Source organism: Corynebacterium aurimucosum ATCC 700975 (genome assembly GCF_000022905.1).
GTDB lineage: Bacteria > Actinomycetota > Actinomycetes > Mycobacteriales > Mycobacteriaceae > Corynebacterium > Corynebacterium aurimucosum_F.
Window position 1 is genome coordinate 644,552 of record NC_012590.1, and the last position, 24,589, is coordinate 669,140.

Consider the following 24,589-nt stretch of genomic DNA (forward strand, 5'->3'; position numbering starts at 1 on the left):
TCGGTACTGTTCGAGTTGGTGCTTGTTGGGCAGCTGCCGATGAGGAAGCGGATCGCCGGGAGGGGGTAGCGGCCGATGAAGAAGATGCTAGGCGTTCTTGACTGGGGCGGCGTCGCGGTCGGTAGGGCGGGCGCTCGGAGGTAGCATCCGCGCGGCCTTGAAGAGTTCGGCTACGGCGTGCCCGTTCGGCCCGAAGATCAATACGGATTCCTTCTTCCGGCAGGCGATAGCTATCGCGCTGCGCCGAGTAGCGAGAATCCATGGTGAGCTCCTGAGAAGAACGATAATTAGAAAATTACAGTACTACTCGCTCAGTAACCATTCCTTAAGTGCGCGTTATGAATCACTTGTTACCGAAGCTCACTCACGGGCCTTCCCTCAACTGCGAGCTGAAAACGAAGTGCGTAGGTGATGAGCCAGTGGGTGGACATGAAGTGGCCGTCGACAAGCTGCGGGTGCGCACTGACCGCGAGTGTGTGAGCGCGTGACAGGACGGAAGCGTCGAAATGCGCGGCGAGCTCAACCAGCATCCATGCCCTGGTCAGTGCCAAGCCGTAGAGGTGGGATAGGCGGCCATCGGTTGGGTCGAGCACCTCAGGGATTTGTGTAAGAAAGTCCAAAGCTTTGGCGCGGTGGGGAAGAAAGCCGTCGAACCAGTGTGGGAAGTCTGGCAGCACGCGCGACATGAGCAGCGCTTCCGATAGCCCGTTGGACAGGAAATCGTGCCCAGACAGCTCCCATTCGAGCGGGTAGTTGTGGTCGTCGCCAAAAAAGGCGGGCAGCAGCCTCGCGCACCGAGCTTGCCAGCGATTCCAGCCCGAGTTTCTCCGCGGCCTCGAGAATGAGGAAAAGATTGAAGGCTGTATTGGAATGCATACCGTGTCGCACCGGTTGGTTGAGTGAGTCGAGCCAGTCGCGGCAGTGCTGTGCGGTGAGCTCTACGAGCTTGTCCATCGCTTCGCTGGGCCGGATGACGGCTAGCTGCAGCAGCCAGGCGCGCCCATAGGGTATTTCATATCCGGGGTGGGCAAGGAGGTAGTTGTATTCCGTGGTGAGGGCTTCTGTGCTGAGGCGATCGTCGAGAAGCGCAGAAAGTTCTTTGGGAGACTCGGGACCGAGAATCTCGTTTAGTAGCGTGCCTGAGTACTGCATGTGGACGCTGGAGTGCCAGTTGAAACAACCGTAGAAACTGGGGTGCAGCTTGCGGGGCGCACGTCGCAGTCTTCTGTGGAAGCGCTTGTGTGGTGCATCGCGGCGGGGAATTCGCGCTCGAGTGCGGCCGCAATTGTTTCCGCCCAGTCGCTGGCACAAGTTTCTAGCGAAGTCATGCGTTAAGTATGGCAAAGCTGAAGGTGGGGTGTGTCTTCTCTTGACTTCTGGGGTGTGCGTTTGAAATTGACCATCGAACGCATGAGCGACATTGTGGTGTTGATGTCCGGTCGCCCTCGTATTCTTTAGAGCAGGCATCCAAGAGGTGGGGGAATGCACGTCCGCACGCACGCGGTCTAGCAAGGGTGTCTGGAGCTACAGGCAACACTTCGTCTTGGGGGTTGCCATTATCGAAGAAGGGGGAACCTTGAGGTTCTTGGAACACAAGCCGACGACGTTTAGTAAGAGACAAGTACATCGAATAGGAAGTGCGTTACGGAATGGAGAAGCGGTTGATGAGGAACGGTTTGGTCTGTTCTTGGACCAGCAATCAGCCCTGTGTGATGCGATAATTCAAAAAGCAGGTCAGACCATGGCACAACTTGATAATCGGTTGACGCTGAGTTCAGACTCGATTGTGGAGCCAGATTCAGATACATACTTCCTGGGTTCTCGTGTAAAAACACGAGACACGTTGAGGGAGAAGTTGAGTCGAATGCCGAGCTTTCCTTTGGAGAATATCCAAGACGTCTCTGGAGTACGGCTGGATCTCGACGTGACTCTAAAGGAACAATCGATACTGGCGGAGCTTCTTTCTCGAGATCTTATGAAGGCTGGGGCGAGGAAGGTAGAGCTCCGGGACATGCGCGAGGAACCGCACTCGGGCTATCGCGCGGTGCACCTACATGTGATGTCTGAGGCCGGGCGTGCAGAAATTCAGTTACGAACGGCGCTTCAGTCGCAGTGGGCAAACCTTTATGAAATGGCAGGAGACTTGTATGGGAGAGAAATCCGATACCTCGAATTCGGCGGAAAAATTCCGGCAGAATTTGAGATTGAGACCCGCGCTTTGCATGAACTGTCCGAAGTCGTAAACAGGGTGGAAAAGCTCGTCGATATTCTTACTGAGCCTTTCGAAGGCAACCAACCTGCTGATACAACGCAAAGAGAAGCACGTCAATTGCGACGTAGCATGTATAAGATGCTAGATAAATTAATCCATGACTTCGAAGAACGCCGAGTTCAACGTGACGTGGAGGGAGAATAAATCGATGCCAGCCTATTTGATTAAATACCATCGACCGACAGGTGCACTGGAAGTAACTGAGTACGAATCCCTCATCGAGGGAACCCGCGCTCGTCATAGACTGGATCAAGTAAATAAGGATCCTGATGTCGAGATTGTGGCGATTGGCGCTAAGAATTTAGAATCCGTCCGCCATACGCACGCGCGCTACTTCTTCCGCGAGAAGACCGCGCCGCCGTACCCCTTTGTGGCTTAGGCGCTGAGGTCATAAAGTCGCCGAACTAGTGAGGATTAGCCACGAAGGATTTTCTCCATGGCTTTTCCCCTGGCGAGTTCATCAACGAGCTTGTCCATGTACCGAATGTTCTGCATCAGCGGGTCCTCGATGTCCTGGACACGGTGCCCGCAGATGCTGCCGGTGATGAGGGAGCGGGATGGGGTCAGGTGCGGGGCCTGCTCGAAAAAATCCTCGAGGGTGATCTTTTGCTCCCGGACCCGCTCGAGTCCTTCAACCGAGTAGCCGGTAAGCCAGGTGATGACTTCGTGGAGCTCGCTGACAGTCCTGCCTTTGCGCTCTACCTTCTTAACGTAGTGCGGATAGATATCGGTGAAGGGCACGGAAAAGATGCGGTGAGACATGGATGCAGTAAATCGGTGAGCCTCATGGTGCGTGGAGGCCGTTCGTTGTCGCGGACTTAGCCGTGCCAGAGCGTCGAAATTGGCATTGCCCAGAGGTTTTCGCCCATTGGCAGGACGTCCTTGCCCGTGTACAAAACAATTCCTGCGCGGAAAGAATCACCAGCTACCTGTTGAAGATGGCGCAAGCCTGCAAAGTCCTTCGGCTGAATCGACATTGCGGCCTTGACCTCCACGCCAACAATGTCCCGGGATCGTGATTCCAGCACAAGGTCAACTTCTTTGCCGGTGGAGGTCCGAAAGTGGAATAGGCGATAGTCAATTGAAGACCATGCCTTCTGCTTCAGAAGCTCGTTGGCAACGAAGGCTTCGCAGATCCCGCCGGTAAGCGTGCTGGAAATGTTCATCTCCAATGCCTCTGGCTCAAGGCCTGCCAGGCTTGTGGCAAGTGCAGTATCCGAGAGGAAGACCTTGGGCTTAGAAATAGCCCGCTTCTCAAGATTTGTTCCCCATGATGGCAATTGGTTAATCAAGAAGACATCACTCAGCGCAGTTACATAGGTGGGGACTGAGCGTTGGGGAATATCGAGCGCACGCCCAATGTGTGCCGCTACAAGCTCCGCGGTGCCTTGTTCAGCAAACTTGTCGAGAAGACTGTGTAAGCGGTCAGGGAATTGAATGCCATAGAGCTCGGCAGCGTCTTTTGACAAGACTCGCTCAATATAGGCGTCGAACCATCGGTGTTGTCGCCGCCGAGTAGAATCCCTAAGCTCTGGAAAACTTGGTGTGCAGAAGAGCTGGAAGTAGTCGGCCCGGGAAGGGGTAGATGCGGGTTGTACTCCTGCATCCTTTAATGACCACATTCGGCCTGCAAAATCATCGTGGATGCCCAAGCGTTCACCCACGCTGAGGCCGTGAAGACGAATGGTTTCTGCGCGACCAGCAAGAGATTCTTCAGCTCCCGTGAGACTGAGGAGGTTGGATGATCCGGTAAGGATAAAACGCCCCGGCCGTCGATCTTCTTCGAGTGCGCCTTTAATCGCGCGAAACAACTCTGGTGCGCGCTGAATTTCATCAATGGCTAGTGTCCCGTCGGGGAGCTGTCTGACAAACCCGTCTGGGTCTGCTTTTGCAGATGCCAGCGAAGCGCTCTCATCAAGGTTAAAGAACCTATGCTCTCTACCTTCTAGTAATTGATGGACGAGGGTACTCTTTCCTACTTGGCGCGCGCCGGAAATAGTCAGCACAGGTGTATCCGACAGAACTTCTTCCGCCAAATCTTGTGCGTTTCTATGTAGAAAAGAATCAGTCATGACAGTCAATCTACCTGCACTGTTGCGGTTCTGCAATGCTCCCGCTGCCGTTTGATCATGCTGTGAAACGCCAAAAAGAGGGCACCCTCGGCCGCTGCGAAGCGGTGTGAAGGTGCCCTCTTTTGTAAAGTCTGGGCGGGTGAGATAGCTGGGTTAGTTCCAGACGGGGGCATCGCCAAGCTGCAGCTCGGAGTAGCGCGCTTCCGGAACGGTGGCGGAGTAGGGCTTGCCCACGGCCTCCCATTCCTGGTCGGCGTTGCAGCGCACGTCCTGGCCGTCGGTGTCGAGCATGGTAAAGCCCCACACCAGCTTGCCCTGGGAGTTGGCCGGCAGCGTGTACGGCCCCACCTTCTGGTTGAGCTTCCAGTGCTGCTCGCTGACGTAGTGGAAACCGTAAGTCTGGGTGAGCACCTTGGCCAGCTCGCCCTCGCCCTTGATGGAGCCCGAGACCTCGATGGTCTGGGTGCGGGCCTGCGTCACAGTGTGGCTGACCGGCACCGGCTCAGCGTTGCGGTTGGCCACGCTGGTGGCGTCCGTCTGCTTGAACCAGCGGCGCTTGGCAGTGACGTAGGTGCCGTTCTCACCGGGCGTCGAGCAGTGCGTGCCCGGCTGGAAATCATCATTCCAGCGCTGAGGTAACTCGAAGTCCCCGCCGAAGTCGGCAGCGTGGGCTACAGGAGTAGCCATCAGCAGGCTGAGTGCGGCACAGGTGCTCGCGATGGACTTCTTTAGCACGCCTTAGCCCCAATCGTTGTTGTCGCGCGTGGAGACCTCAATGTGGCGCTCCTTCGGCAGGGTAGCGGTGAAGGTGCCGCCGTTGGCCTGCCAGGTGTGGTCGGAACCGCAGATGGTCTTCTGACCCTCAAAGTCGGAGACGACCCAGCCGGCGCGCAGCACAGCGGTATTACCCGGAGCAATGTTGTACGGGCCAACCTGCTCGCCCACCTCGTAGGACTGGGAGTCGGTGTAGCTGGAGGAGAAGGTGAAGTTGATCAGATCCAGCAGCTTGAAGTCAACGCCGGCAGAGACGTTCCAGGTCTTGGTCTTGGTCTCCGTAATGGAGCGGGTTACCGGCAGCGGCTCGTCGTTGTAGTTGGAGATGGTCCAGGAACCGGCGGAGCCATCGAAGTAGGTGCGCTTGATGTTGACGGTCTGGCCGGTATCACCCGGGTTAGAGCACTGCTCGCCGATGGTAGTTGGGTTAGCCGGGCCCAGGTCACGTGCCGGGAGAGCGTTGGCGGCTGGGGCAGTGATCAGGCCGCAGGCGATGGCAACGGCAGCGGTGGTGGAAGCAATCTTGGTCTTGAACATGTGGGTGTACTCCTTGGATGAAAAGTGGGGAAGTGCTTAGTAGATGGTTTGGGTCGGAACAGGCAGTTCGCGGTACTCGTCCGGGGTCACGTCCTCGGTGCGGGTGGAACCGTCCTTGCCCGTGATGGTGGCCTCCGCCCAAAATCCACTCGGCGCGGTGGTCTGCTTGTAATTGGAGGTCAAGCTGTACTTTCCGTCCTTGCCGCAGTGCAACTCGCGGTAGTCGATGCGAGTCATAGTGGTGCCGTACTCCACGCGCACGCGCTCACCGGGAGCCAAGTCGATGTGCTCGAGTTCAGTTCCCACCGGCATATAGGCGCGCTTGACCGCACCGACAGACTCCAGCCAGCCCTTCGGGATATCGCCGCGGTTGCCGCGCCAGTTGGTGTACGGCGCGTGCTCCGCGCCAACGACGAAGTCGGTCACCGGCGCGTACTCGTAATCACCCTTGGACCAGTTGAGGAAGTCCGTGGAGTAACCCGGTTTGCGGAAGGTCGGCTTCACAGCGGTGATGTCCAGCGGATACCAGGACTTATCGCCGCTCTTGCAGGTTTCACCTTCCTTGGGCCAGGAGGGATCGCGCTGCAGCTCTTCAGTGGGCTGCATGATTTCGTCCTTCTTCGGGTCCTCAATCTTTTCCAAGCTCGGGCCGGATACGGAGGTGTAGTTGCCCTCAACGGGCTTGGAGTTCGCGCCCGGGGAGCGGGAAGGAATCTCTATGGCCAAGTCCGAAATCGAACCATCAGCCTTGATGATGTAGGCAAAGGCATAGCGCTCAGCCGGGCCCTTGCCGCGGATCACGTTGGCCCCTGGTATGTTCTCCAAGCGGTCATCGTTGCAGCCGACGAACATGGAGATGAAGTCCTTTTCCACCACGCCGTATTCCACGCGGAAGGACTCACCCGGCTTCAAGGTGATGGGGCCGAAGGTTTCCTTGTCATGCCAGCCGTTGGACAGCTTCAGCCCGATATCGGACTTAGCGGTGGTATCCCAGCCAGAAGGCATTGCGGCCTTGGAGTTGGCCTCGATCTTGTGGTTGGTGCCGGTCTCAATGGAGGCGGTATAGGGCACGTCCTGATCGGTGGTGTTCTTGAACTGCAGGGTGCCATCGCTTAAGTAGCGGCGGCCAGTCTCTGCGAAGTGCCACTCCGGGGTGGTGATGTTTTCGCCGGACGCACTGCAGCTTTTGTAGAGGTTGGTAATGGGATAGGCCTGTGGCATGGGCGGGATGTCGGCCGCCTGTGCCGCAGGGGTAATGAAGGCCGCGGCTGCCGCCAGCGGTGCAAGCGCACGCAGTCCCTTAATAAGCACCTGTGTACCGTCCTTATATTTTGTTAAAGAGTAAGGAAAGATTCATAAAATCTGGGTACATCTTAGGAGGCGCTGGGTAGTCCGGCAATGGTCACGGATAATCATTCTCGGGAAAGTTAGGGGCATAAAGTAACTTTCTTCCAGCCTTTTGACCTTTCGTTCACAAACTTTTGATTACCCAATATAGAGGGTAGTCACACGCCGGGGAGACGGCTTTTGTTCTTAGAACAGGTCCCAGATGGTAATGCCCAAAATGACTGAACCCAGGGCAAAGACAAAGTAATTCCATGGGTCATGTCGGAACTTTTTGTATTCCTTGACCTTGTGGAACATGTACACCGGCAACAAGAAGATGAGAATCGCGTCAAACACACCGCCCACCAGGTAGATGAGATTGAGAATCGGCGGATTAAACACGGAGACCATAGTGCCGGTGATGAAAATGAAGACGTAGACAATGGTGAGCAATGTACGTCGGTTGAGCCGGTTTGCTGTGCGCGGAGCCAGTAGGCGAACCATGTAGGCGGTACTTTCTTCTGCACCGAGCATTGTTCCAAAGTAGGAGGTCACGATGGCGAAGATGACGATTAACGGTGCCAACACGGCCAGCGCGTGAACTCCGGTGACATTGGCAAAGTAGGACAACACCGGAATGTTTTGCTCGGAAGCCTCCCGCATACCGTCAGCCCCCAGCGCCAAGACGCATGACCAGACAAAGAACATGGTGAAGATGACCAGCAGCGCGGCCGTGTAGAGCTCAATGCGCGAGACTCGTTTTTCGGTGTTCTTGCCGTAAGTGGATTGCATGTCCACTGACATTTGCGATAGCGCCGCCATGTGGGAGAAGGAGAAAGCCAGTACGGGGAGAATAAGAACGGCGCCGAGCAAGATATTCGGCCAGCTTCCGTCTTTGTAGTCCACGTCCAGGAAGGAATGAAAATCCCACTGGGGGATGAGGTAGATCGACGTTGCTGCAAGCGAAATGATGAGCGGATAAACCAGAATTTGTGCCAACCAGAGCATGGGTTTGCGCCCGATGGCGAAAATGCCGGTGAGGGTGCCCACGCACAGCACCGAAAGAACCCAGCGGTTGATGGAAGGTCCATGGAGCTGGTTAACAATGAAGCTGTCGATGGCATTTGTTACGGAGATGGCATAGATGAACACCGTGGGGATGTTGGCCAGGGAGTACATCAATGCCACGAACAAACCTGTGTTGCGTCCGAGGTACTTGCGCACCAGTTCCAAGATGTCCAGCCCGTAGTCCTGGGTGGGTGCACCGGCGACAATGCGGGCATAGGTTCGGTGGGAGAAATACACCAAAGGGAAAACGATCACCGTGGCGAAGGCGAGCGGCCAGAAGCCAAAGGCTCCTGCCTGTAGCGGCAGAAAGAGGATTCCGGCACCCATCGCGGTGCCAAAAAGCGCAAGAACCCAACTCAGCGCCGTGCCTTCGGACTTCGGTGGTGTGCTCGCAGACTGTGTGGAATCCCCCGAGTCGGTGGTCTGTGCAGTGGTGTCGGCTTTGGGCGAAGTCATAAAATTCTTTCTAGTAATCGACGGCCTCGCGGACAATTGGGCAGGTCATACAGTGTCCGCCTCCTCGGCCGCGCCCCAGCTCTGCCGATCCAATCTCCACTACCTCAACGCCGGCGGCACGCAACTTGGCGTTGGTGTGTTTGTTGCGGTCATAGGCCACCACCACGCCGGGTTCGATAGCCACGACGTTGTTGGCATCATCCCACTGCTCACGGGCGGCAGCGTAGGTATCGCCGCCTGTTTCGATGACCTCGAAGGCGCCAATGCCCAGCGCCTTGGCGACGACCTCGAGGAAGGACTCGGTGGGCAGTTCGACGTCGAAAGGCGCCGTGCTTGTCGAAGGATGCAGGACTATCGGCCGGATGGTGTCTACCACCTTGGGGTAGGCGGTGACCTTGTCGGCGTCAAGGAACGTAAGCACGGTGTCGAGGTGCATGGAGGCGCGCTCCTTGGCCATGGCCGCAATGATGACCTTGGTGGCGGCGCCTTCCTCAAATAGGCGCATGGCCAGCTGACTCACGCCCTGCCAGGTGGTGCGCTCACCCATGCCTACCAGTACGATGCCCTTGCCAATCGGCATGATGTCACCGCCTTCCAGTGCCGCAAGCCCCGGTTCCTCATCGGTGTTGCCGTACCAGAACTTGAAGTCTGCCTGCGCAAACCGCGGGTGATAGTTATAAATAGCGCGGGTGAGCAGCGTTTCCTGGTGGCGCGCTGGCATACGCATGGGGTTAAGGGACACGCCGCCATAGATCCACGCCGAATTGTCCCGCGCGTACTGCGTATTGGGCAGCGGGCGCAGCGCAAAAGCGGACGGCCCGTAGACCTCACGCATGGCATCGATGGTGCCGTGGCCCAGGCCCTTCGGAATCTCGGCGAAGGGTAGTCCGCCAATGAGGAGTTCGGCCAGGCGTGCAGTGGGCATCTCATTGAACCAGTGGCGCAGCTCGCCGCCAATGCCCGCACCCACATTCCTATCGAGGAGCTTGTAATCGAGGATGAAATCCCGCCCACCCGGGGTGTCCAGGGTCTCTTCCAAAAGCTTGTGCATTTCCAGAACCTCGACATCGTAGCTGCGCAGCTCGGCGACGAACTCCGCATGGTGTTTCTTGGCTTCGTCGACCCAGAGGACGTCGTCGAAAAGCAGCTCAGCGCAGTTACTGGGGGTGAGCCGCTCGTGCGCGAGCCCGGGTGCGCACACCATGACTTGGTGGAGTTTGCCGACCTCGGACCAGACTCCTAACGGGGAAGCTGCCATGTTTCTGAAACCTTTCTTGGCGCGTGCATGGCGCCATCCTGCAACGTGGTGAACTGGCTCACCGGAACTATTGGTCTGTGAACTACGTGACAAGTTTATGGGCGCCGAATATTTTTTCAAGCCTCGCGTGGGTGAAAGAAAGCCCACGTAGATGGAGGTTTTGCGGCACTCTGCATAATATTATTCACTTTTATTCATGTATTGCGGTGGGGGAGTGGGCGCACTCTTGCTGGGCTTGCCGACGCCCCACCCCTCCACCACTGCGACGACCCTAGCGGTGGCGGAGACCGCAGACCGACAGTGAGCCGGATGCATAACTTTGGGTGGGGTGGAAACTCTGCGCGAATATTAGGGATCGGGGTGCGGGGGTAGGCGTGGCGTGCAGCGCACGGGGGATCGGGGCGTTTCCGCTACTGCGAATCGAAGTCCTCAACAATGAGGCTTGCCGCATGTGCACGGAGGTAGTCGCGCATGTATGGCAAAGCGAAGTCGACTTCGCCGTGGCCGGTGGTGGTGATCATTTCGGCGTCGAGAAGCCGGCGGCGGTAGTTGCCCACATAAGAATCTATTTGATTGAAGCGAGCCTTGATATCCGACATTTTGGTGGGGCCATCATTTTGGGCCATGTAAACCAAGAAGCTTCGGTCGACGTTCGAGAGGGCTGATAGTGCCGGCTCGTGGACAAGCTGGCTGAGCTTGCGCTGCGCAGTTGCGACACCTCGCTGGGCAGAGTCAATGGAAATTTCGGAGCCGTCATCTGAAATGCGTTCTTTTTCCCTAAATGAGCATTGCCCAACGAGTTGAATCATGAATGGGTAACCATGACATGCTTCTACTGCGGTTTTAAGAGCGTCCTGTGACCATGAGGTTGCGGCGCTGTGGAGGGGCTCCTCCAGTGCTTCACGAACATCCGAATCGGAGACTCTGCCCAGTTCAATGCGGTTTGCGCGGCGAAGGAAAGTGACTGGATTGGCATCGCCGTGGCTGTTTAGCTTCCCGGAAAGCAGCGGCCTGATTGAGGTTGGGATGCCCGCCATGACTACGGAAATGTCTTCGCCTTCGCGAACCAGATGTTGAATCGTAGCGCCGAACTCTATGAGCTCTTGGCTGCGTTGGTGGTGCATTTCATCCAAAGTTACGAGAACACCACCAGGCTCCTGGCGGGCCTTTCGGTCGAGTTCGCGCTTATAAGCCAGTAAATCCTTCAGTGCATTGCACAGCGAGTATGTTGATTCCGCAATAGCTCGAGTATCCCGATTAAGCCCGCCTCCAATGCCGAGGATGGACACGTTGAGGCCTTTGAGCTGTTTTCCTTTCCTGGGACAGGAGTTGGATGATGTCACTACGCAAGCGTTCAACAAAACCAGTTGTTGCAGTGTCACTGAGCGTGAGCCAACCGCGCTCGAGCGCTTCGTCTTCGAAGGCGTTGAGAAGGACAGTTTTCCCGATGCCGCGTGGTCCGATGATGAGTGAGATCCTCTCATGGGCACCGGGGCCTTCATCGAGTGCAAAACCGAAATCACGGATGGCATCGCTGCGGCCAACCAGCAATGGGGGAGTGGCGCCGAACGTAGCCCTAAAAGGGTTGGCGTGCTTCGGCTTCAAGGTCCTCACTTCAGACCACGAGCCTTTTGAAGTCTTGTGAAGTTTATGAAGTTTATGAATTCTTTGAAGTTTATGAAGAGCTGTGAAGTTTGAAGAAGGGGCCGCGCCGCTATCAATAGGAAGTGGCGGCGCGGCCCAGGAGCGATTGGGAAAGAAGCTGGTTTACCAGCCCTTTAAGAAGCATCTTTGGCGCAAGGGAAGCGCCCGGACATCGTCATGGATGAATCGAGTTTGGGGAGCGAGTATCCGGCCGGTCGGAACAGAAAGCGAGCGCGAGCTTGCTCGGCAACAATAACTGGCCACGTACTGTAAACGTATGACTCAGGACGCTTTGGAACCCCTATCGGTACTGCCTCGCGGCGAGTTCGCCTTCCCTGGCCCGCTTCGCGACGCCCTCGTCACCGCCATCCTGAACGGCACGAAAACCACGACGACTTCCTTGTTGGCCGAGTATCCGCACGGTTACAAACCACAGGAGGACGTGGGCAACCTCGAAGCAGTCCTTGACTCACACGACAACGTGGTGTGCGTCATCCGTACCACCGAGGTCCAGGTCTGCCGGCTCGCCGACGTCAACGACGAGCATGCCCTCGCTGAGGGCGAGGGCTACGCTGATGCCAGCGAATGGCGCGCCGGGCATGAGCAGTTCTGGCGCTCACCCGAATTCGTTGACTACATCGGAGAGATAGACATTAACGACGACACCCAGGTGGTGTGCCAGTGCTTTGCTGTTGACGGGCGGTACCTGGTTAAGGGGCTGGAGGCGTGGGACGCCGAAACCTAGGAAAGTCGGTACACCTCGTAGTCATCCGCCACTCCTGCGCCGGGGACATGTTGCAGACCGAGCTTAAATGCTAAGCCAATCGACGCTTCATTGCTGGGATCGATGATGGCGACGACAGGAAGCTGCGGGAATCGCTCGCGCGCACTGGCAATCGCAGCGGCCGCAGCCTCCTTGGCAAAGCCCTGTCCCTGCGATTCGGGTGCGAAGCGGTAGTAAAGGTTGAGCACTTCTTCACCTGCTTCCTCGCTATGGCGCACACCGGTGAAGCCAATAGTGGTGCCATCAAGCGTGGATACCACGTAGTAGCCCAGCTTCTTTTCCCGCCAGTTCTCTTGCCATGCGCGAGTTAGCTCCACGGCTTCTTCTCTAGTTTTCATCGCCAGTTCAGGGCGGTGCTCGTATGTACGGGCATCCGAGTGGATAGCAAAAACGGCGTCAATATCGGCATCTGTAGGTACCGACATTGAAAGTCGCGGGGTGTGGAGGGCGAAATCGTGATTCATAGGGAGTCCTGTTATTGAAATTTACGGTCCCCCAGTCTATCCAATCTGCACGCGTGTGGTGCAGTCGTTCTTGGTCGAAGGCTGCACTGCTGCGCTGGTCGGTGAGAAAACGATGTTGCTTCAGACCTCTGATACGGGTTCCTCTACCAACTGGCCTGGTTCTTCAAGGGCTTCTTCCTCGAAGAATGAGGAATCCTCGGCAGCGTTTCCCTCGCTGACATCGCGCTGAACCGTCTTCTTCAGAGCACCCTCAATGAGCGTGCAGAGCGTTTCCCTTCGACGTTCAAAAAAGGTATCAAAGTTGTCACTGCGCAGTACTTCAGGCGAAATGAGGTGTCCGCGGAGAACGTCGTCCACGCCGTCGGCATCGAAGCCAGATTCGCTCTCAACCTTGGACAAGTATGCCGAAGGTGCCACGCCGCCGATAACACGGTTCGTGCGTGCACTCAGTGTCGTCTTGTTGACGATAGATTCGCGGCGCTCGTCATCAATTCCGTTCTTCTTACACCAGTCCTTAGGGAAAATATGGTGAATATCCACGGCCATGTCCCTGTACTGGAAAGCGCCGAATTGCTTTCCTTCAACCCAGTCCGTAGAGCCCTGTGCCATGATCAGTGCGGCAATGCCCTTGTAGGCCGCGGCATTGCGGGTGCGCAAGGAGTGAAGGCGGGATTCAGCAAAGGTAGCGTCCTGCACGGTGCGTGGGGCGGTAGTTTCTTCACCCATCGCCCAAGCAGGTACCCCTTCGAGGTCACGTACGAAGCGCGTCTCAATGGCAGAGCCATAGAGCTCGCCCAAGACTCCGCTCCAGAACCACTGCGTGATCTTTTCTTTCACGTGGTGCTTGTCTGCTTCTTTGCCAAGAACAACAGCGATGGCAGCAAGTGGAACCAATTGCTTCGGGTAGGGGACATCCCTGAACCGATAGATGTGCAGGTCCGCGAGGAAGCCTGCTACCCAGATGAATCCTTGACGCAGCGCGTCGCGCCAGGTGAGGTAGTCGTTCAACTCAAGCTTTAGCACGTCTTCTCTCTTGGCAGACAGGCCGACTTTGCGGCCTCCCGAGGAATGCTTGCTTCGATCAAGAGTCGTCAGCATCGTGATCGCTTGGAGGAAGTCAGTGTTCTCCACCTTGTGGAGGACATCATGTTCTTTCCACAGCTCCTTAGTCTCCGCCCAGTCGTCGTTGAGGCGGAAGTCATGCTGGTACTTTTCGTAATACTCCGCATCGCCTGCAAACACCGCTGTGAGAAGCTCAAAAACATTGAGCGGAAGTCCACCAACATTTACTTTTTCGAAGACGGTAGCCACAGCCGCTTTGTCCGTCTGCTTGTCCAATTCAATTGCGGGAATCTTGTATTCGTTGACTTGGCGGAGAATCCCATCGCTGAACGCTGTCATGAGTTCGGTGTCACCCAGCTTGCCGAACCATTCGAAAAGTCCCATTTGATCAAGGAGCAGCGAAACGGGGATGTAACCGGCCTCGTGTTGCTTCTCCATGGTGCTGAGATCGAGCACGATATCGCGGTTGAAGTTGGTCCTAATAACCCCATCAGCTGGCACGGAGATCACAGCCTCATCCAGCTCGAAGGGATCCTCAATAGACTTCTGGATATTGATGAAGTACCTGCGGTCGAGGCGTTTACCGCGTGAGTCTTTGGTATGAACAACGCCATCGCCTTTAAGGGCTTGGGTGAGTGAGGTGAGTCGTTGCTGGCCGTCGAGAAGCAAAAATTTGGGCTCGGAAGTAGCCGTAGCTTCAGTGCTTTCGATGGGGCGTGGCTTGAACCTGACAGAGGAGTTGCCAGTTTCCAATAACATGATGATGCCCAGCGGATGCCCACGGAAGATGGTGATGAGGAGCTGGCGTACACGCTCGTCTTCCCACTTGTACTTTCGCTGGAAATCGGGGAGCTGAATCTCTCCGTTCTCGGTAGAGCGCATCAGCGCCGATAGTTGGTGCATGTTGGTGTTGAAACCCACCGGAGCCTCCTCTGTGGCGAACAGTTCTTGTCCAGCATGCCTGAAAATCTCTAGTTAGGAAGAGAACTTGAGGCATGTTTCTAATCCAAGTCTGCTCCCGGCAATGTGCTTCTGGTGAGTGTGGTCGGGGAGGCATCAGAGTTGTTGCCGGAGTAGGGGTCCAGTCGGCCGTCTTATTACGCTTCTTTTCATTAGGGGCAACTGCGTCACAACAGCAAGAGACGTATGATGTCTTATGACTCTAATGTGAAAGCGAATAGGAAGGTTCCCAAACATGACTTCAAACACGCAGCATTTGCGCGGTGTGGTGCCACCACTGCTGACTCCGTTTAATGAGGACTATTCTGTTGACACCGATACCCTCAAGCGCCAGGCTGAACGGCTTATTAAGGCTGGCGTTCATGGCTTGTTCGTTCTCGGTTCTTCAGGAGAGGTAGCTTTCCTCACTCGAGAGCAGCGCAAGGAAGTCATCGCAACCGTGGTGGAACAGGCTCAAGGGCGAGTTCCAGTAATCGCAGGCGTGATTGATATGACGACTCCGCGAGTGATTGAGCACATTGAAGATGCCGTCTCGCTCGGGGTTCAGGGGCTAGTGGCCACTGCGCCTTTTTATGTTCGCACTCACGACGTAGAGATTGCTGAGCACTTCCGACTTCTTCATGAAGCCGCGCCAGAGACTCCCATCTACGCGTACAACATTCCGGTCAGCGTTCACTCGGTGCTGGATATTGCTACTCTTATTTCTCTCGCCAAGGAAGGCGTACTTGCCGGCGTCAAGGATTCTGGCGGCAATGATGGATACACGCGTGCTCTGATTAGCGCCCGCAACAAAGCTGGGGTGAAAGACTTTGTGGTTTTGACTGGCTCGGAAACTACGGTCGATTTTGCTTACCTGGCAGGCGCTGATGGTGTGGTACCTGGTCTGGGCAATGTGGACCCGGTTTCTTACGTGAAGTTGCATGAGCTCTTGGTTGATGGAGAGTATGCAACGGCTGCGGAATTGCAGTCTAAGATTTGTGACCTCTTCACCATCGTTGGTGTAGGTGACGGCACACGCATGGGCGGAAGCTCACAAGGCCTCGGCAGTTTCAAGGCAGCGCTTCACCACTTGGGTGTCTTCCCGTCGGGGCTTATGTCCCGTCCACATGTCGCTCTAAACGATGAGGAGCAGGCAAAGATTCATGAGATCGTCGATGCCGCTCAGGTGATCGAGCCCTAGATTCGCTGAACTACGACGAAACGAGTGAAGAGTGACTAGTACCCTTGCGCTCGATGTCGGTGCAACAAAGATTGGTTGGGGCTTTGTAACTGACGAAGACCCAACGCAGGCTGTAGCGCTGGGAAAGATTCCTACCCAGTCAGCCGGAGTAACACCGCAGGAGCAGATCAAAAAAGCCATTCAGCTGGCGTTGGAGGAATCGAGCATTACCCCGACGCGAATCGGCATTGGTTCGCCAGGAATCATTAAGGCGCCTGAAGGACTCGTCACCTACAACGGGGACACCATTAAGAATTGGGCTGGCACTAATCTTCGTGCGGTCGCGAAAGAGATCGTTGACCTACCGTGCGCTGTTCATAACGACGTAAGAGTCTGGGCGTACGGAGAGCTGACACTCGGAGCAGCGAGAGATTTTCAGTCTGGTAGAGTCCTGTACCTTTCGTTGGGGACTGGTGTCGGTGGTGCGGTAAGTGATAGTGGAAGGCTGCTGACCGGACCTACCGGATCGGCCGGAGAGTTCTCGGAACTCTTGTGCGCTGATTTCCGGGGCTTTGCGGACCGCGCCGAGAACATTATGAGCGGCAATAGCTTGGCTGCGTATTATGAAGAATTCTCTACGAACTCAGCGAGCGAACGGGTGCAGTGGAAGGAGCGAGACCAGTTAGCACTGCCCCTCGAGAAGGTCGTAGAAAGAATGAACCAGGGAGACGAACTTGCTTCCCGGATTATTAGAGGGAATTCTTATGGCCTTGGCCGAGCAGTGGCTGGTCTTGTTTCGGCTCTTGATCTCGATGCCGTTGTTTTAGGCGGCGGTGTATGCCAGGTTGGGGCCGCCGTGGAGGAGCCATTCCGTCAGGCCATAGAAGATTTCGCGTTGAAGCCGAACCGCTCCGTCGCAGTTCGGATAACTGAATCGCCGGCGACAGCACCGTTAGTGGGGGCAGCGGCTTTTGCTCGAGATAACGCTTTTTAGCACCGTTTATCTGCGATAGATCCAGAAGAAGGCTCAGGTATATGTTTAGGTTTAAGAGTAGTGAACTGGCGGGGCGCCGAGAAGAAGTTCGCGACATGATTCGAAATTCGGTGATTGTCTCGGTGCAAGCGCCAGATGGTCACCCAATGCGAGATACACACACGTTGACGCATGTTGCTCGTGCATGTGTTGAGGGCGGAAGCCGCGCAATCCGGTGTGGCGGGTATGGGGGTATCAAGGATGTCGAGGCGATTGCAGCCGCAGTAGATGTGCCAGTTTTCGGCCTTACGAAAGAGGGGAGTGAGGGGGTTTATATCACTCCAACCGTAAAGTCCGTGCGCCAGTTAGCTGATGCTGGGGCTGCTGTTATTTGTGCGGATGCCACGGATCGCTCGAGGCCTGATGGATCGAGTTTTTGCGATCTTGTCGAAGAGTGCCACCGGCTGAATGTTTTGTCTATGGCCGACTGCTCTACCCCGGAAGAAATGCAGCGTGCGCACCAAGCGGGGGCGGATATCATTTCAACGACATTGGCCGGCTACACAGAGTCCCGAAATAAGACTGAAGGTCCGGATCTTGAATGCTTGGCAGAGGGGCGACGGCTCTGCGGTAAGGATGCCTTTGTGATCGGCGAAGGCAGGTTTGCCTCGCGTGATGATGTTGCTGCAGGAAAACGTGCTGGTGCCGATGCAATCATCATTGGCACTGCCATCACAGATCCTGCGTGGATTACTCGGAGCTTCAATAGCTGATAATGACCATCACAGCGAAGTCAGCAGAGGCTCGTAATGCCTGAGTACCGACTCTTGGTACTTCTTCAGGTCATTATTCTGTAGAGCATCGACGATGTCTTGGTGCGCGCGTACCGTTCTGCTGAAGTCCTGTGGTTCTTCCAATTTGCGAAGCGGAATGACGTTCATGTGCACTTGCCAAAAGGTATCATTGAGCTCACGGATAATCGGGTTATCGATTTCGGACAGCAAGACCTGGTGGAACTCCCGATCCTCCTCGGCAAAGTTCAGGCCTTGTTTTCGTTTGGCTGACATCTTGTCAACAATGGAACTTAGCTGTTCTAGCTTTGAGGATTCTAGTTTCGCTATGATTTCTTGCCCGATAGCAAGATCAATTGCCTGCCGGATTTCCACCACATTACGAAGAGTTTCGAGGTTGTCGTCAGCGTCAAGAGTCGCTCGAAAGATGAGGCCCTGAACTAAGGCGTTGAGTGATGTTCCGGATACAAATGTGCCTGTCCCGTGCCTGACATCGACGATATCTAGCGTCGTTAGGATTCTGATGGCCTCCCGGACGGAGGAGCGAGAGGAGCCAAGTTCCTCACAGAGCTCTGATTCGGTTGGCAAACTGTCCCCGGGCTTGAGAGCGTTATTCCGAATGAATTTTTTGATGCCTTCTACGGCCTGCTGTGTGGTTGATACAGGGCGATGTTCGGCTTCGCTGAAACCCCACGTTCTGGTTTGCACTGACTTTTCCCTCTTTCTTTTCCATCCATCTTAAATCTCCTACCTCGGCTGGATTCCAAAAATGAACGCTGCCGGGGGGGAGGAAGCCTCCTATCTGACGTGGAGGACGTAAGTGCATTATCTTAAATCCCTTCACACATCAGACGTCTGATGTATTCTAGCTTTCAGCATGCTTTAACGCACAGGCAAACGGAAGAGTGATTTAGCTCTCTGTATTGAAAGTCCCGAAGGGAAAACCAAATGCAATCGTTCGGAACACTGAACTGGATAGTTCTGCTCCTCTACCTCCTCGGAATGCTACTCGTCGGCGCTTATTTTGCGCGTAGGGCCGGAAGTGATCAGGAAGAATTCTTCAAAGCGGGTGGCAGGATTCCTGGATGGGCGGCAGGATTTTCTATCTATGCCACGACGCTGTCTGCTATCACATTTATGTCTACACCGGAAAAGGCATATCTGACTGACTGGGCCTACTCGGCGGGCAACCTTGCAATTTTTGCGATTGTTCCAATCTTGATTGGCTACTACGTCCCGTTCTTTAGGAAGCTGGATGTCACAACGGCATACGACTACCTTGAGGAGCGATTCTCTGTAGTCCTCCGAGCTCTCGGTTCGCTCCTCTTCGTTCTTTATCACGTTGGGCGAATCGCCATCGTCATCTATTTGCCGACATTGGCGATTACATCGGTAGCAGATATTAATCCGCTGGTCGTCGCTGTGTTTGTAGGCGTTCTTTGTGTTGTGTACACCTTCCTAGGAGGTATGGAAGGCGTGATTTGGTCTGATGTAATTCAGGGCATCTTGCTGCTGGCTGGTGCTGCCGTAGTAGTGCTCACGGCGATGGCTATGACTCCCGATGGATTTAGCGGTGCTGTGGTGAATGCTGCGGAAGAGGGGAAATTCTATTCAGCGGATAACTTCACCACGAATGCTGTCTTCACCTCGATTCCGTTCATCTTCATTGGAAATGTTCTGAACAGCTTGCATCAGTACACTTCGTCGCAAGATGTCGTTCAGCGCTACCAAACGACTCCTACGATCCAAGCGACGAAGAAGTCTCTCATTGTCAACGGAATTCTGGCGCTCGTAACGATTCCGCTGTTCTACGGGATGGGTACGGCTTTGTATAACTTCTACGAAGCGAAAGGCGGTCTGCCGGAGGGAGTCAATACTTCTGCAGTGGTTCCGTATTTCATTCTTTCGGAGTTGCCTGCAGGCATTGCCGGGCTATTGATTGCTGCCATCTTGGCAGCTGCGCAATCGACAATTTCCTCCTCGCTTAACTCGATTTCCGCGTGTGTTGTCGTAGATATCTACAACCGCTTTTCAGCGAAGGAAGCATCGGTTACTCTCTCTCGCTGTGTCATTATTGCTGCTGGCACTTTCGGGTTGGCTGTCGCGCTGTATCTCATCATCACCAACCAGTCGGATCTGTGGGACTTGTTCCTGGCAATTACCGGTCTTTTTGGAGTTCCGCTCACGGCGGTATTTGTCTTGGGTATCTTTACGAAGTCCGCAAATTCCCATGGCGTTCTGATTGGGCTCATCTGTGGAGCAGTTGCTGCATACTTTGCTGGAAAGCTGGACCAGGGGCCATTCTTGGTCTCGATTGTCGCCTTCGTAGGAACTCTCGGTATCGGCTACATGGCATCCTTCATCTTCCGTAAATCTGACCAGCACGACATCACGGGTCTGACCATTTACGGTAAAGACCTTGAGTACACGCGCCGTAAAGCCGTGCAAACACCTGTTGCTCAAAGTGAGCAAGACGGGTGAGGTTGCCGCCAAATCGGGGCACGTAGTGGATCTGCCTAGTGGTTAGGTATCCATTTGTTTTCCCTAGTGGTTAAGCCGGTGTGATTCTCCGAGGAGATGGTTGTAGACAAGTTCAATCCAGTAGACAAAAGCCTTACGTTTGAGATCGCGGCTTGACCAACGCTGTCGGTCGTAGAATTTAAGTCGTGAGCGTCGGCTAGCGCGAGTCAGATATCGTGTTATCGAAGCTCGCAACGGTACGCTCCACGGACAGGGCCGGATTGGGGGAGGGGGTTGAGGGTTGTGGAAAAGGCTTTTAAAACCCGCTGGTGATCTGTCAACTATTGCCAGAAAATAGGTTTGTTCTGCGCAAAAGTGGGGATTAATTCTGAAAAAGCATAGTTTGCGCTTATTTAACTATGTGGCTGTCTGGTGAGGGGGAGGTTGGGATTGGCAAAGCCCCCGCATAATGCCTCTTCAGAAGCGTTATGCGGGGCTGCTTTGCGTATAGGGGGGAGGTGAGGAAGTTTACTTGATGTCCTCAACCACGTCCGGGTTCTTGTCCAGCCAATCCTGGACGGCCTCCGGCTCCTTGCCCTCGCCGTACTCGTTGACCACGAGGTCTTCGAGGGTGCCGTACTGTTCATCATCCAGCTTCAGGCCCTTGAGCCACTCGGCTACCTCCGGGTTGTCCTCCTCGAAGCCGTCGCGGGCTAGCCAGTGCAGACCCTCAGTATCGCCCAGGGTGCCCTTCGGGTCCTCGAGGTCGTTGACTGGGAACTTAGCGTTAGCCCAGAACGGACGCCACAGGGTGACGACGATGTCCTCCTCAGCGTCGGTAGCGGACTTCAGCTCAGAAAGCATAGCCGGGGTGGAAGAGGTGGACAGGTTGTAGCCGTCCAGTTCGTAGCCGTCGATGGTCTCCTGGGAGGCCTTGGTCAGGCCGGCACCCGGCTCGATGCCAACGATCTGGCCGCCGAAGCGGTCAGCCTGGCCCTTCAGGTCCTCAATGGAGTTAACGTCATCCATGTACTCCGGCACTGCCCAGGTCAGGCGAGCATTTCCGTAGTAGGCGCCATAGTCCTCAATCTTGTCGGAGTACTTGTCCATGTACTGCTTGTGGGTGAATTCGGACCACGCAGACGGGTAGATGTCGATGTCGCCGGATGCGAGCGCGGTGTAGACCACGGCGGCGTCGTTAAGCTGCTCGTGCTCGACGGTGTAGCCGGCCTCCTCTAGCTTGTTCTGCAGGAGGTAAGCGGTGGACAGACCATCGGTCCAGGACGGGATGTAGCCCATGGTGATGGTGCCCTTGTCGCCGTCATTGCCCGAGTCAGACGCGGAGTCCGAGGAGTCAGAGGAACAAGCTACGAGGGAAGCGCTGAGCGCGACGGCAGAGACGGTGGCGAGAATTTTACGGGAGAACATTTTTGATGGTCCTTTCAGATATCGAAATGGTAATGATAGGCGCGGTGCCACTCACGCCGGAGGTTTAAGCGTCATTGAGCTTGGGCAAGGCATCGCCATGGGTACCGAGCCACTCTTGGACGGCTTTGTCTTCGTCGCCATCCTCGTACTCGTTGACGATGAGGTTTTCGAGGGACTCGTACTGCTCCTGATCCAAAGTGAGATTTCCGAGGTAGTCGACGACGTCGGGAAACTGCTCGCTAAAGCCGTCGCGTGCGAGCCAGTGCATGTTCTCTGGCTCTCCCATGGAACCTTCCGGATCCTCTAGGCGCTTGATGTCGTACTGGCTGTTGGCCCAGAAAGGGCTCCAGAGGGTGACGACGATGTCTTCTTGATTGTCGATGGCATTTTCTAGCTCAGCCAGCATCGCTGGGGTGGAGGAGGTTGCCAACGTGTAGCCCTCATCCTCCAAGCCATAAGCATCGACGGTGTTGGAGGACAGCTCAGTCAGGCCTGCACCCGGTTCAATTCCGACGATTTTCCCGCCGAAGCGATCCGCCTGCCCCTTGAGATCAGAGATGGAATTGACATCGTCCATATAGGTGGGAACAGCGAAGAAGCTTTCAGCCTTGTCGTACCCAATTCCCAAGTCTTCGAGGTTCTCGCCGTACTGGTCCATGTACTTCTTGTGGGTACGCTCGCTCCATGCCAGCGGGAAGATATCAATGTCACCGTTATCGAGTGCGGTGTAGAACACGGCGGCGTCGGAGAGCTCTTCAAGCTCTACGTCATAACCTGCTTCGGTGAATTGTTCTTTGAGGAGGTTGGCCCCGGATACCGTATCGGTCCACGCAGGCATGTAGCCGAGGGTAAGAGTCTTATCCTCGCCCGCGGAAGAGCAGGAGGCCAAACCACAAGCTAAAGCAGCAACAGAAACGGCGGCCACTATCTTGTTTTTCAACATTGTGAGTCCTTCTTGTTCTTTGTGTTTACTGTTTTCGGTCTGTCAAGGATTTCTCCGTGCGCGGTTTTACTTGCGCACCAAGTTCAGAATCGAGGCCGGGTAGCTCTTGAGCGAACCCAGAGCCGCGGTGAGGCGGTCAAGGAAGACTGCCAAGATGACTACAGCGAGGCCGGCTTCCACGCCCTTGGCAATATCCAGGGTGGAAATGGCGGATACCACTTCCTTGCCCAGGCCGTCGGCACCGACCATGCCGGCGATGACGGCCATCGACAGCGAAAGCATGATGACCTGGTTAATGCCCGCCATGATGGTGGGGACCGCGAGAGGCAGCTGGATGCCCTTGAGGATCTGCCAGTTGGTCGCGCCGTAAGACTTACCGGCCTCTACGGTTTCGCTATCAACCTGGCGGATGCCCAGTTCGGTCATGCGCACACCCGGGGGCAGCGCGAAGATGATCGTGGAGAAAATGCCCGGGACTACGCCGATAGAGAAGAACGTCACCGCTGGAATGAGGTAGACGAAGGCCGGCATGGTCTGCATGAAGTCCATGATGGGGCGGATGATCGCGCTGGCAGTGTTGGACTTCGCCGCCCAGATACCTAGTGGAACCGCCAGGATGGTGGCGGACAGGGTGGCAATGAGCACGAGCGACATGGTCTCTAGCATGGTGTCCCATTGCCGCATGCACATCACCAGCAGGAAGCCGAGGGCAGAGCCGACGGCGAACTTGGGTGAGCGGAAGAACCAACCCAACAACGCCAGGATGACGAGCATGATCATGCCGGGGACGGAGAGGAGAGTGTTTGAGAATCCGTCGATGAGGAAGCTCATGATGGCGGAGAAGGCGTCGAAAAGCACTGCGGCGTTATCCGTAAGCCAGTCAATGCCATCCGAGACCCAATCGCCCACGGGGATGCGGGGTAATGCGTTTTGATCCATGGCTTAGTTCTCCTCCTCCGTGGTGGCGATGTCACTCGATGCGGCGGCCAATAGGGTCACGCGCGGAATAACACCGGTGAACTTGCCGTTGCCGTCGACGACGAGCAGCGGGGTCGTGGTGTCGGCGGCATATCCGAAGAGCTCAGCAATATTCTGACCCTCGTGGACGATGTGCGTGGTTGTGGAATCGAGCGGCAGCTCACTGTCGCCGGTACGCACCGCCTTGGCGATGTCCTCTTCCCAGACCACGCCGGCCGGGGTGCGGTCAGCGTTGAGCACGACGAGCCAGGAGTTTTGAGATTCCCGCAGGAGCTTTTGTGCAGTGAGCGGGCCCTGGCTCGCATTAAGGGTGTTTTGTGGACGCTCGACGATATTCTCCGCATTGAGAACGCGGGAACGGTCGACATCCTTGACGAAGTCGGCCACGTAATTGTTGACAGGGTTTTGCAGAATCTCCTCGGCGGTGCCGACCTGTTCTACTCGGCCATCCCGCATCATGGCGATGTGGTCACCGATGCGCATCGCCTCATTGAGATCATGGGTAATAAAGACGATGGTCTTGTTGAGAGAGGCCTGTAGATCAATGAGCTGGTCCTGCATGTCCTTGCGGATGAGCGGGTCCAGTGCGGAGAAAGCCTCATCCATGAGCAGGATGTCTGTATCTGCTGCCAACGCACGGGCAAGGCCCACGCGCTGCTGCATACCACCGGAGAGCTCGTCTGGCATGGAATCGCCCCAGCCTTCGAGCCCCACCATGGCCAAGGCTTCGTCTGCCTTGGCCTCACGCTCTTGCTTGGGCACGCCTTTAATCTCCAGCCCGTACGCTGCATTTTCACCCACGGTGCGGTGGGGCAGCAGTGCGAAGGACTGGAAGACCATGGAGATTCGGTCACGGCGAACAGCGCGCAGCTCGTCCTCCGACATGGCTGCTAAGTTTTGGTCGCCGATGAATATCTCGCCTGAGGTGGCGTCCCACAGACCGTTGATCATGCGGATGAGCGTGGACTTTCCGGAGCCCGACAACCCCATAACGACGAAGATCTCGCCCGGTTCAACCTCGAAACTTGCGTCAATCACCGCGGCGGTGAGGCCTTGCTCGCGGAGCTCTTCACGGGTAGACCCATTCTTGAGGGATTCCACCCCTTTCTTGGCATGTTTGCCAAAGACCTTGTACAGATTCTTGGCAGTAATTGCTGCCATTTTCCCTCCTTGCTGCGGG

24 protein-coding genes and 1 pseudogene are annotated in these 24,589 nt (G+C 55.7%); 7 read left to right on the forward strand and 18 right to left on the reverse strand.

What is annotated here, in order from left to right; all coding sequences use genetic code 11:
• Positions 1-350 precede the first annotated feature (350 nt).
• Both CAURI_RS03170 and CAURI_RS14255 read right to left on the reverse strand, forming a co-directional pair.
• A complete protein-coding gene (locus CAURI_RS03170) occupies positions 351-872 on the reverse strand; it encodes a DUF2891 family protein (protein WP_338026542.1) in 522 nt (173 codons plus the stop codon).
• A pseudogene (locus CAURI_RS14255) lies at positions 754-1,467 on the reverse strand (DUF2891 family protein); the annotation flags it as partial. The gene CAURI_RS03170 and the pseudogene CAURI_RS14255, both read right to left, overlap by 119 nt.
• A gap of 274 nt (positions 1,468-1,741) precedes the next feature.
• Between CAURI_RS14255 and CAURI_RS03175 the strand changes: the two are divergent.
• On the forward strand, positions 1,742-2,416 hold the full coding sequence (locus CAURI_RS03175) for a nucleotidyltransferase family protein (protein WP_157753261.1): 675 nt from the start codon (positions 1,742-1,744) through the stop codon (positions 2,414-2,416).
• A gap of 4 nt (positions 2,417-2,420) precedes the next feature.
• The gene (locus tag CAURI_RS03180; RefSeq protein ID WP_010189305.1) at positions 2,421-2,651 is read left to right on the forward strand and encodes a hypothetical protein; all 231 of its coding nucleotides are present in this window, start codon (positions 2,421-2,423) and stop codon (positions 2,649-2,651) included.
• A gap of 35 nt (positions 2,652-2,686) precedes the next feature.
• Here the strand turns inward: CAURI_RS03180 and CAURI_RS03185 are convergent, their stop codons facing one another.
• From CAURI_RS03185 to CAURI_RS14225, 9 genes are all read right to left on the reverse strand, one after another.
• Entirely contained in the window at positions 2,687-3,034 is a 348-nt protein-coding gene (locus CAURI_RS03185) for a DUF2200 domain-containing protein (protein WP_010189303.1), read from the reverse strand.
• 56 nt (positions 3,035-3,090) lie between these two features.
• Positions 3,091-4,344 carry an ATP-binding protein gene (locus tag CAURI_RS03190; RefSeq protein ID WP_012714885.1) on the reverse strand — a complete coding sequence of 418 codons (1,254 nt, stop codon included), beginning with the start codon at positions 4,342-4,344 and terminating at the stop codon, positions 3,091-3,093.
• Between the two features lie 153 nt (positions 4,345-4,497).
• Positions 4,498-5,079: a hypothetical protein gene (locus tag CAURI_RS03195; RefSeq protein WP_010189300.1), complete on the reverse strand. Its 582-nt coding sequence runs from the start codon at positions 5,077-5,079 to the stop codon at positions 4,498-4,500.
• Positions 5,080-5,082: 3 nt separating this feature from the next.
• Positions 5,083-5,655: a hypothetical protein gene (locus CAURI_RS03200; protein ID WP_010189299.1), complete on the reverse strand. Its 573-nt coding sequence runs from the start codon at positions 5,653-5,655 to the stop codon at positions 5,083-5,085.
• Between the two features lie 36 nt (positions 5,656-5,691).
• Positions 5,692-6,966, reverse strand: a complete 1,275-nt coding sequence (locus tag CAURI_RS03205; RefSeq protein WP_010189298.1) for a hypothetical protein — start codon at positions 6,964-6,966, stop codon at positions 5,692-5,694.
• A gap of 222 nt (positions 6,967-7,188) precedes the next feature.
• A complete protein-coding gene (locus CAURI_RS03210; protein ID WP_010189297.1) occupies positions 7,189-8,505 on the reverse strand; it encodes an amino acid permease in 1,317 nt (438 codons plus the stop codon).
• A 10-nt stretch (positions 8,506-8,515) separates the two neighbouring features.
• Entirely contained in the window at positions 8,516-9,763 is a 1,248-nt protein-coding gene (locus tag CAURI_RS03215) for an arginine deiminase (RefSeq protein WP_010189296.1), read from the reverse strand.
• Positions 9,764-10,173: 410 nt separating this feature from the next.
• The gene (locus CAURI_RS03220) at positions 10,174-11,052 is read right to left on the reverse strand and encodes an ATP-binding protein (RefSeq protein WP_338026528.1); all 879 of its coding nucleotides are present in this window, start codon (positions 11,050-11,052) and stop codon (positions 10,174-10,176) included.
• A complete protein-coding gene (locus CAURI_RS14225) occupies positions 11,021-11,377 on the reverse strand; it encodes an ATP-binding protein (RefSeq protein ID WP_338026529.1) in 357 nt (118 codons plus the stop codon). The genes CAURI_RS03220 and CAURI_RS14225 overlap by 32 nt, the downstream gene beginning before the upstream one ends.
• Before the next feature lie 307 nt (positions 11,378-11,684).
• Here CAURI_RS14225 and CAURI_RS03225 point away from each other — a divergent pair, with 307 nt between their 5' ends.
• Positions 11,685-12,152 (forward strand): ASCH domain-containing protein, encoded by a 468-nt coding sequence (locus tag CAURI_RS03225; protein WP_010189295.1) that lies wholly within the window; start codon positions 11,685-11,687, stop codon positions 12,150-12,152.
• On the opposite strand, the gene CAURI_RS03230 is transcribed toward CAURI_RS03225, so the two are convergent.
• Both CAURI_RS03230 and CAURI_RS03235 read right to left on the reverse strand, forming a co-directional pair.
• A complete protein-coding gene (locus CAURI_RS03230) occupies positions 12,149-12,655 on the reverse strand; it encodes a GNAT family N-acetyltransferase (RefSeq protein WP_010189294.1) in 507 nt (168 codons plus the stop codon). The two genes, CAURI_RS03225 and CAURI_RS03230, sit on opposite strands and share 4 nt — an antisense overlap.
• 120 nt (positions 12,656-12,775) lie before the next feature.
• A complete protein-coding gene (locus tag CAURI_RS03235) occupies positions 12,776-14,638 on the reverse strand; it encodes a GmrSD restriction endonuclease domain-containing protein (RefSeq protein ID WP_010189292.1) in 1,863 nt (620 codons plus the stop codon).
• 274 nt (positions 14,639-14,912) lie between these two features.
• On the opposite strand from CAURI_RS03235, the gene CAURI_RS03240 reads away from it, so the two are divergent.
• From CAURI_RS03240 to CAURI_RS03250, 3 genes are read left to right on the forward strand one after another with little or no spacing between them, the layout of a single operon-like run.
• Positions 14,913-15,857, forward strand: a complete 945-nt coding sequence (locus tag CAURI_RS03240) for a dihydrodipicolinate synthase family protein (RefSeq protein WP_010189290.1) — start codon at positions 14,913-14,915, stop codon at positions 15,855-15,857.
• 31 nt (positions 15,858-15,888) lie between these two features.
• Entirely contained in the window at positions 15,889-16,830 is a 942-nt protein-coding gene (locus CAURI_RS03245; protein ID WP_010189289.1) for an ROK family protein, read from the forward strand.
• Positions 16,831-16,871: 41 nt separating this feature from the next.
• The gene (locus tag CAURI_RS03250; RefSeq protein ID WP_012714887.1) at positions 16,872-17,582 is read left to right on the forward strand and encodes an N-acetylmannosamine-6-phosphate 2-epimerase; all 711 of its coding nucleotides are present in this window, start codon (positions 16,872-16,874) and stop codon (positions 17,580-17,582) included.
• 9 nt (positions 17,583-17,591) lie between these two features.
• On the opposite strand, the gene CAURI_RS03255 is transcribed toward CAURI_RS03250, so the two are convergent.
• A complete protein-coding gene (locus CAURI_RS03255) occupies positions 17,592-18,308 on the reverse strand; it encodes a FadR/GntR family transcriptional regulator (RefSeq protein ID WP_010189287.1) in 717 nt (238 codons plus the stop codon).
• Between the two features lie 240 nt (positions 18,309-18,548).
• Here CAURI_RS03255 and CAURI_RS03260 point away from each other — a divergent pair, with 240 nt between their 5' ends.
• Positions 18,549-20,081, forward strand: coding sequence for a sodium:solute symporter family protein (locus CAURI_RS03260; RefSeq protein ID WP_010189286.1), 1,533 nt, complete (start codon positions 18,549-18,551; stop codon positions 20,079-20,081).
• Between the two features lie 507 nt (positions 20,082-20,588).
• On the opposite strand, the gene CAURI_RS03265 is transcribed toward CAURI_RS03260, so the two are convergent.
• The 4 genes from CAURI_RS03265 to CAURI_RS03280 form a co-directional block, all read right to left on the reverse strand.
• Complete coding sequence (locus CAURI_RS03265; protein WP_010189285.1) at positions 20,589-21,488, reverse strand: glycine betaine ABC transporter substrate-binding protein; 900 nt, start codon at positions 21,486-21,488, stop codon at positions 20,589-20,591.
• A gap of 64 nt (positions 21,489-21,552) precedes the next feature.
• Entirely contained in the window at positions 21,553-22,431 is an 879-nt protein-coding gene (locus tag CAURI_RS03270; protein WP_010189284.1) for a glycine betaine ABC transporter substrate-binding protein, read from the reverse strand.
• Between the two features lie 66 nt (positions 22,432-22,497).
• Entirely contained in the window at positions 22,498-23,370 is an 873-nt protein-coding gene (locus CAURI_RS03275) for an ABC transporter permease (RefSeq protein ID WP_010189283.1), read from the reverse strand.
• A 3-nt stretch (positions 23,371-23,373) separates the two neighbouring features.
• Complete coding sequence (locus CAURI_RS03280; protein ID WP_010189282.1) at positions 23,374-24,570, reverse strand: quaternary amine ABC transporter ATP-binding protein; 1,197 nt, start codon at positions 24,568-24,570, stop codon at positions 23,374-23,376.
• Between the last annotated feature and the right edge of the window lie 19 nt (positions 24,571-24,589).

Excerpts from the sequence above, each read along its gene's own strand:
- CAURI_RS03175 (WP_157753261.1), top strand. The coding sequence starts at position 1,742 with ATGGCACAACTTGATAATCGGTTGACGCTGAGTTCAGACTCGATTGTG.
- CAURI_RS03270 (WP_010189284.1), bottom strand. The coding sequence starts at position 22,431 with ATGTTGAAAAACAAGATAGTGGCCGCCGTTTCTGTTGCTGCTTTAGCT.
- CAURI_RS03240 (WP_010189290.1), top strand. The coding sequence starts at position 14,913 with ATGACTTCAAACACGCAGCATTTGCGCGGTGTGGTGCCACCACTGCTG.
- CAURI_RS03230 (WP_010189294.1), bottom strand. The coding sequence starts at position 12,655 with ATGAATCACGATTTCGCCCTCCACACCCCGCGACTTTCAATGTCGGTA.
- CAURI_RS03250 (WP_012714887.1), top strand. The coding sequence starts at position 16,872 with ATGTTTAGGTTTAAGAGTAGTGAACTGGCGGGGCGCCGAGAAGAAGTT.
- CAURI_RS03190 (WP_012714885.1), bottom strand. The coding sequence starts at position 4,344 with ATGACTGATTCTTTTCTACATAGAAACGCACAAGATTTGGCGGAAGAA.
- CAURI_RS03210 (WP_010189297.1), bottom strand. The coding sequence starts at position 8,505 with ATGACTTCGCCCAAAGCCGACACCACTGCACAGACCACCGACTCGGGG.
- CAURI_RS03265 (WP_010189285.1), bottom strand. The coding sequence starts at position 21,488 with ATGTTCTCCCGTAAAATTCTCGCCACCGTCTCTGCCGTCGCGCTCAGC.
- CAURI_RS03280 (WP_010189282.1), bottom strand. The coding sequence starts at position 24,570 with ATGGCAGCAATTACTGCCAAGAATCTGTACAAGGTCTTTGGCAAACAT.
- CAURI_RS03180 (WP_010189305.1), top strand. The coding sequence starts at position 2,421 with ATGCCAGCCTATTTGATTAAATACCATCGACCGACAGGTGCACTGGAA.
- CAURI_RS03215 (WP_010189296.1), bottom strand. The coding sequence starts at position 9,763 with ATGGCAGCTTCCCCGTTAGGAGTCTGGTCCGAGGTCGGCAAACTCCAC.
- CAURI_RS03185 (WP_010189303.1), bottom strand. The coding sequence starts at position 3,034 with ATGTCTCACCGCATCTTTTCCGTGCCCTTCACCGATATCTATCCGCAC.
- CAURI_RS03200 (WP_010189299.1), bottom strand. The coding sequence starts at position 5,655 with ATGTTCAAGACCAAGATTGCTTCCACCACCGCTGCCGTTGCCATCGCC.
- CAURI_RS03260 (WP_010189286.1), top strand. The coding sequence starts at position 18,549 with ATGCAATCGTTCGGAACACTGAACTGGATAGTTCTGCTCCTCTACCTC.
- CAURI_RS03225 (WP_010189295.1), top strand. The coding sequence starts at position 11,685 with ATGACTCAGGACGCTTTGGAACCCCTATCGGTACTGCCTCGCGGCGAG.
- CAURI_RS03275 (WP_010189283.1), bottom strand. The coding sequence starts at position 23,370 with ATGGATCAAAACGCATTACCCCGCATCCCCGTGGGCGATTGGGTCTCG.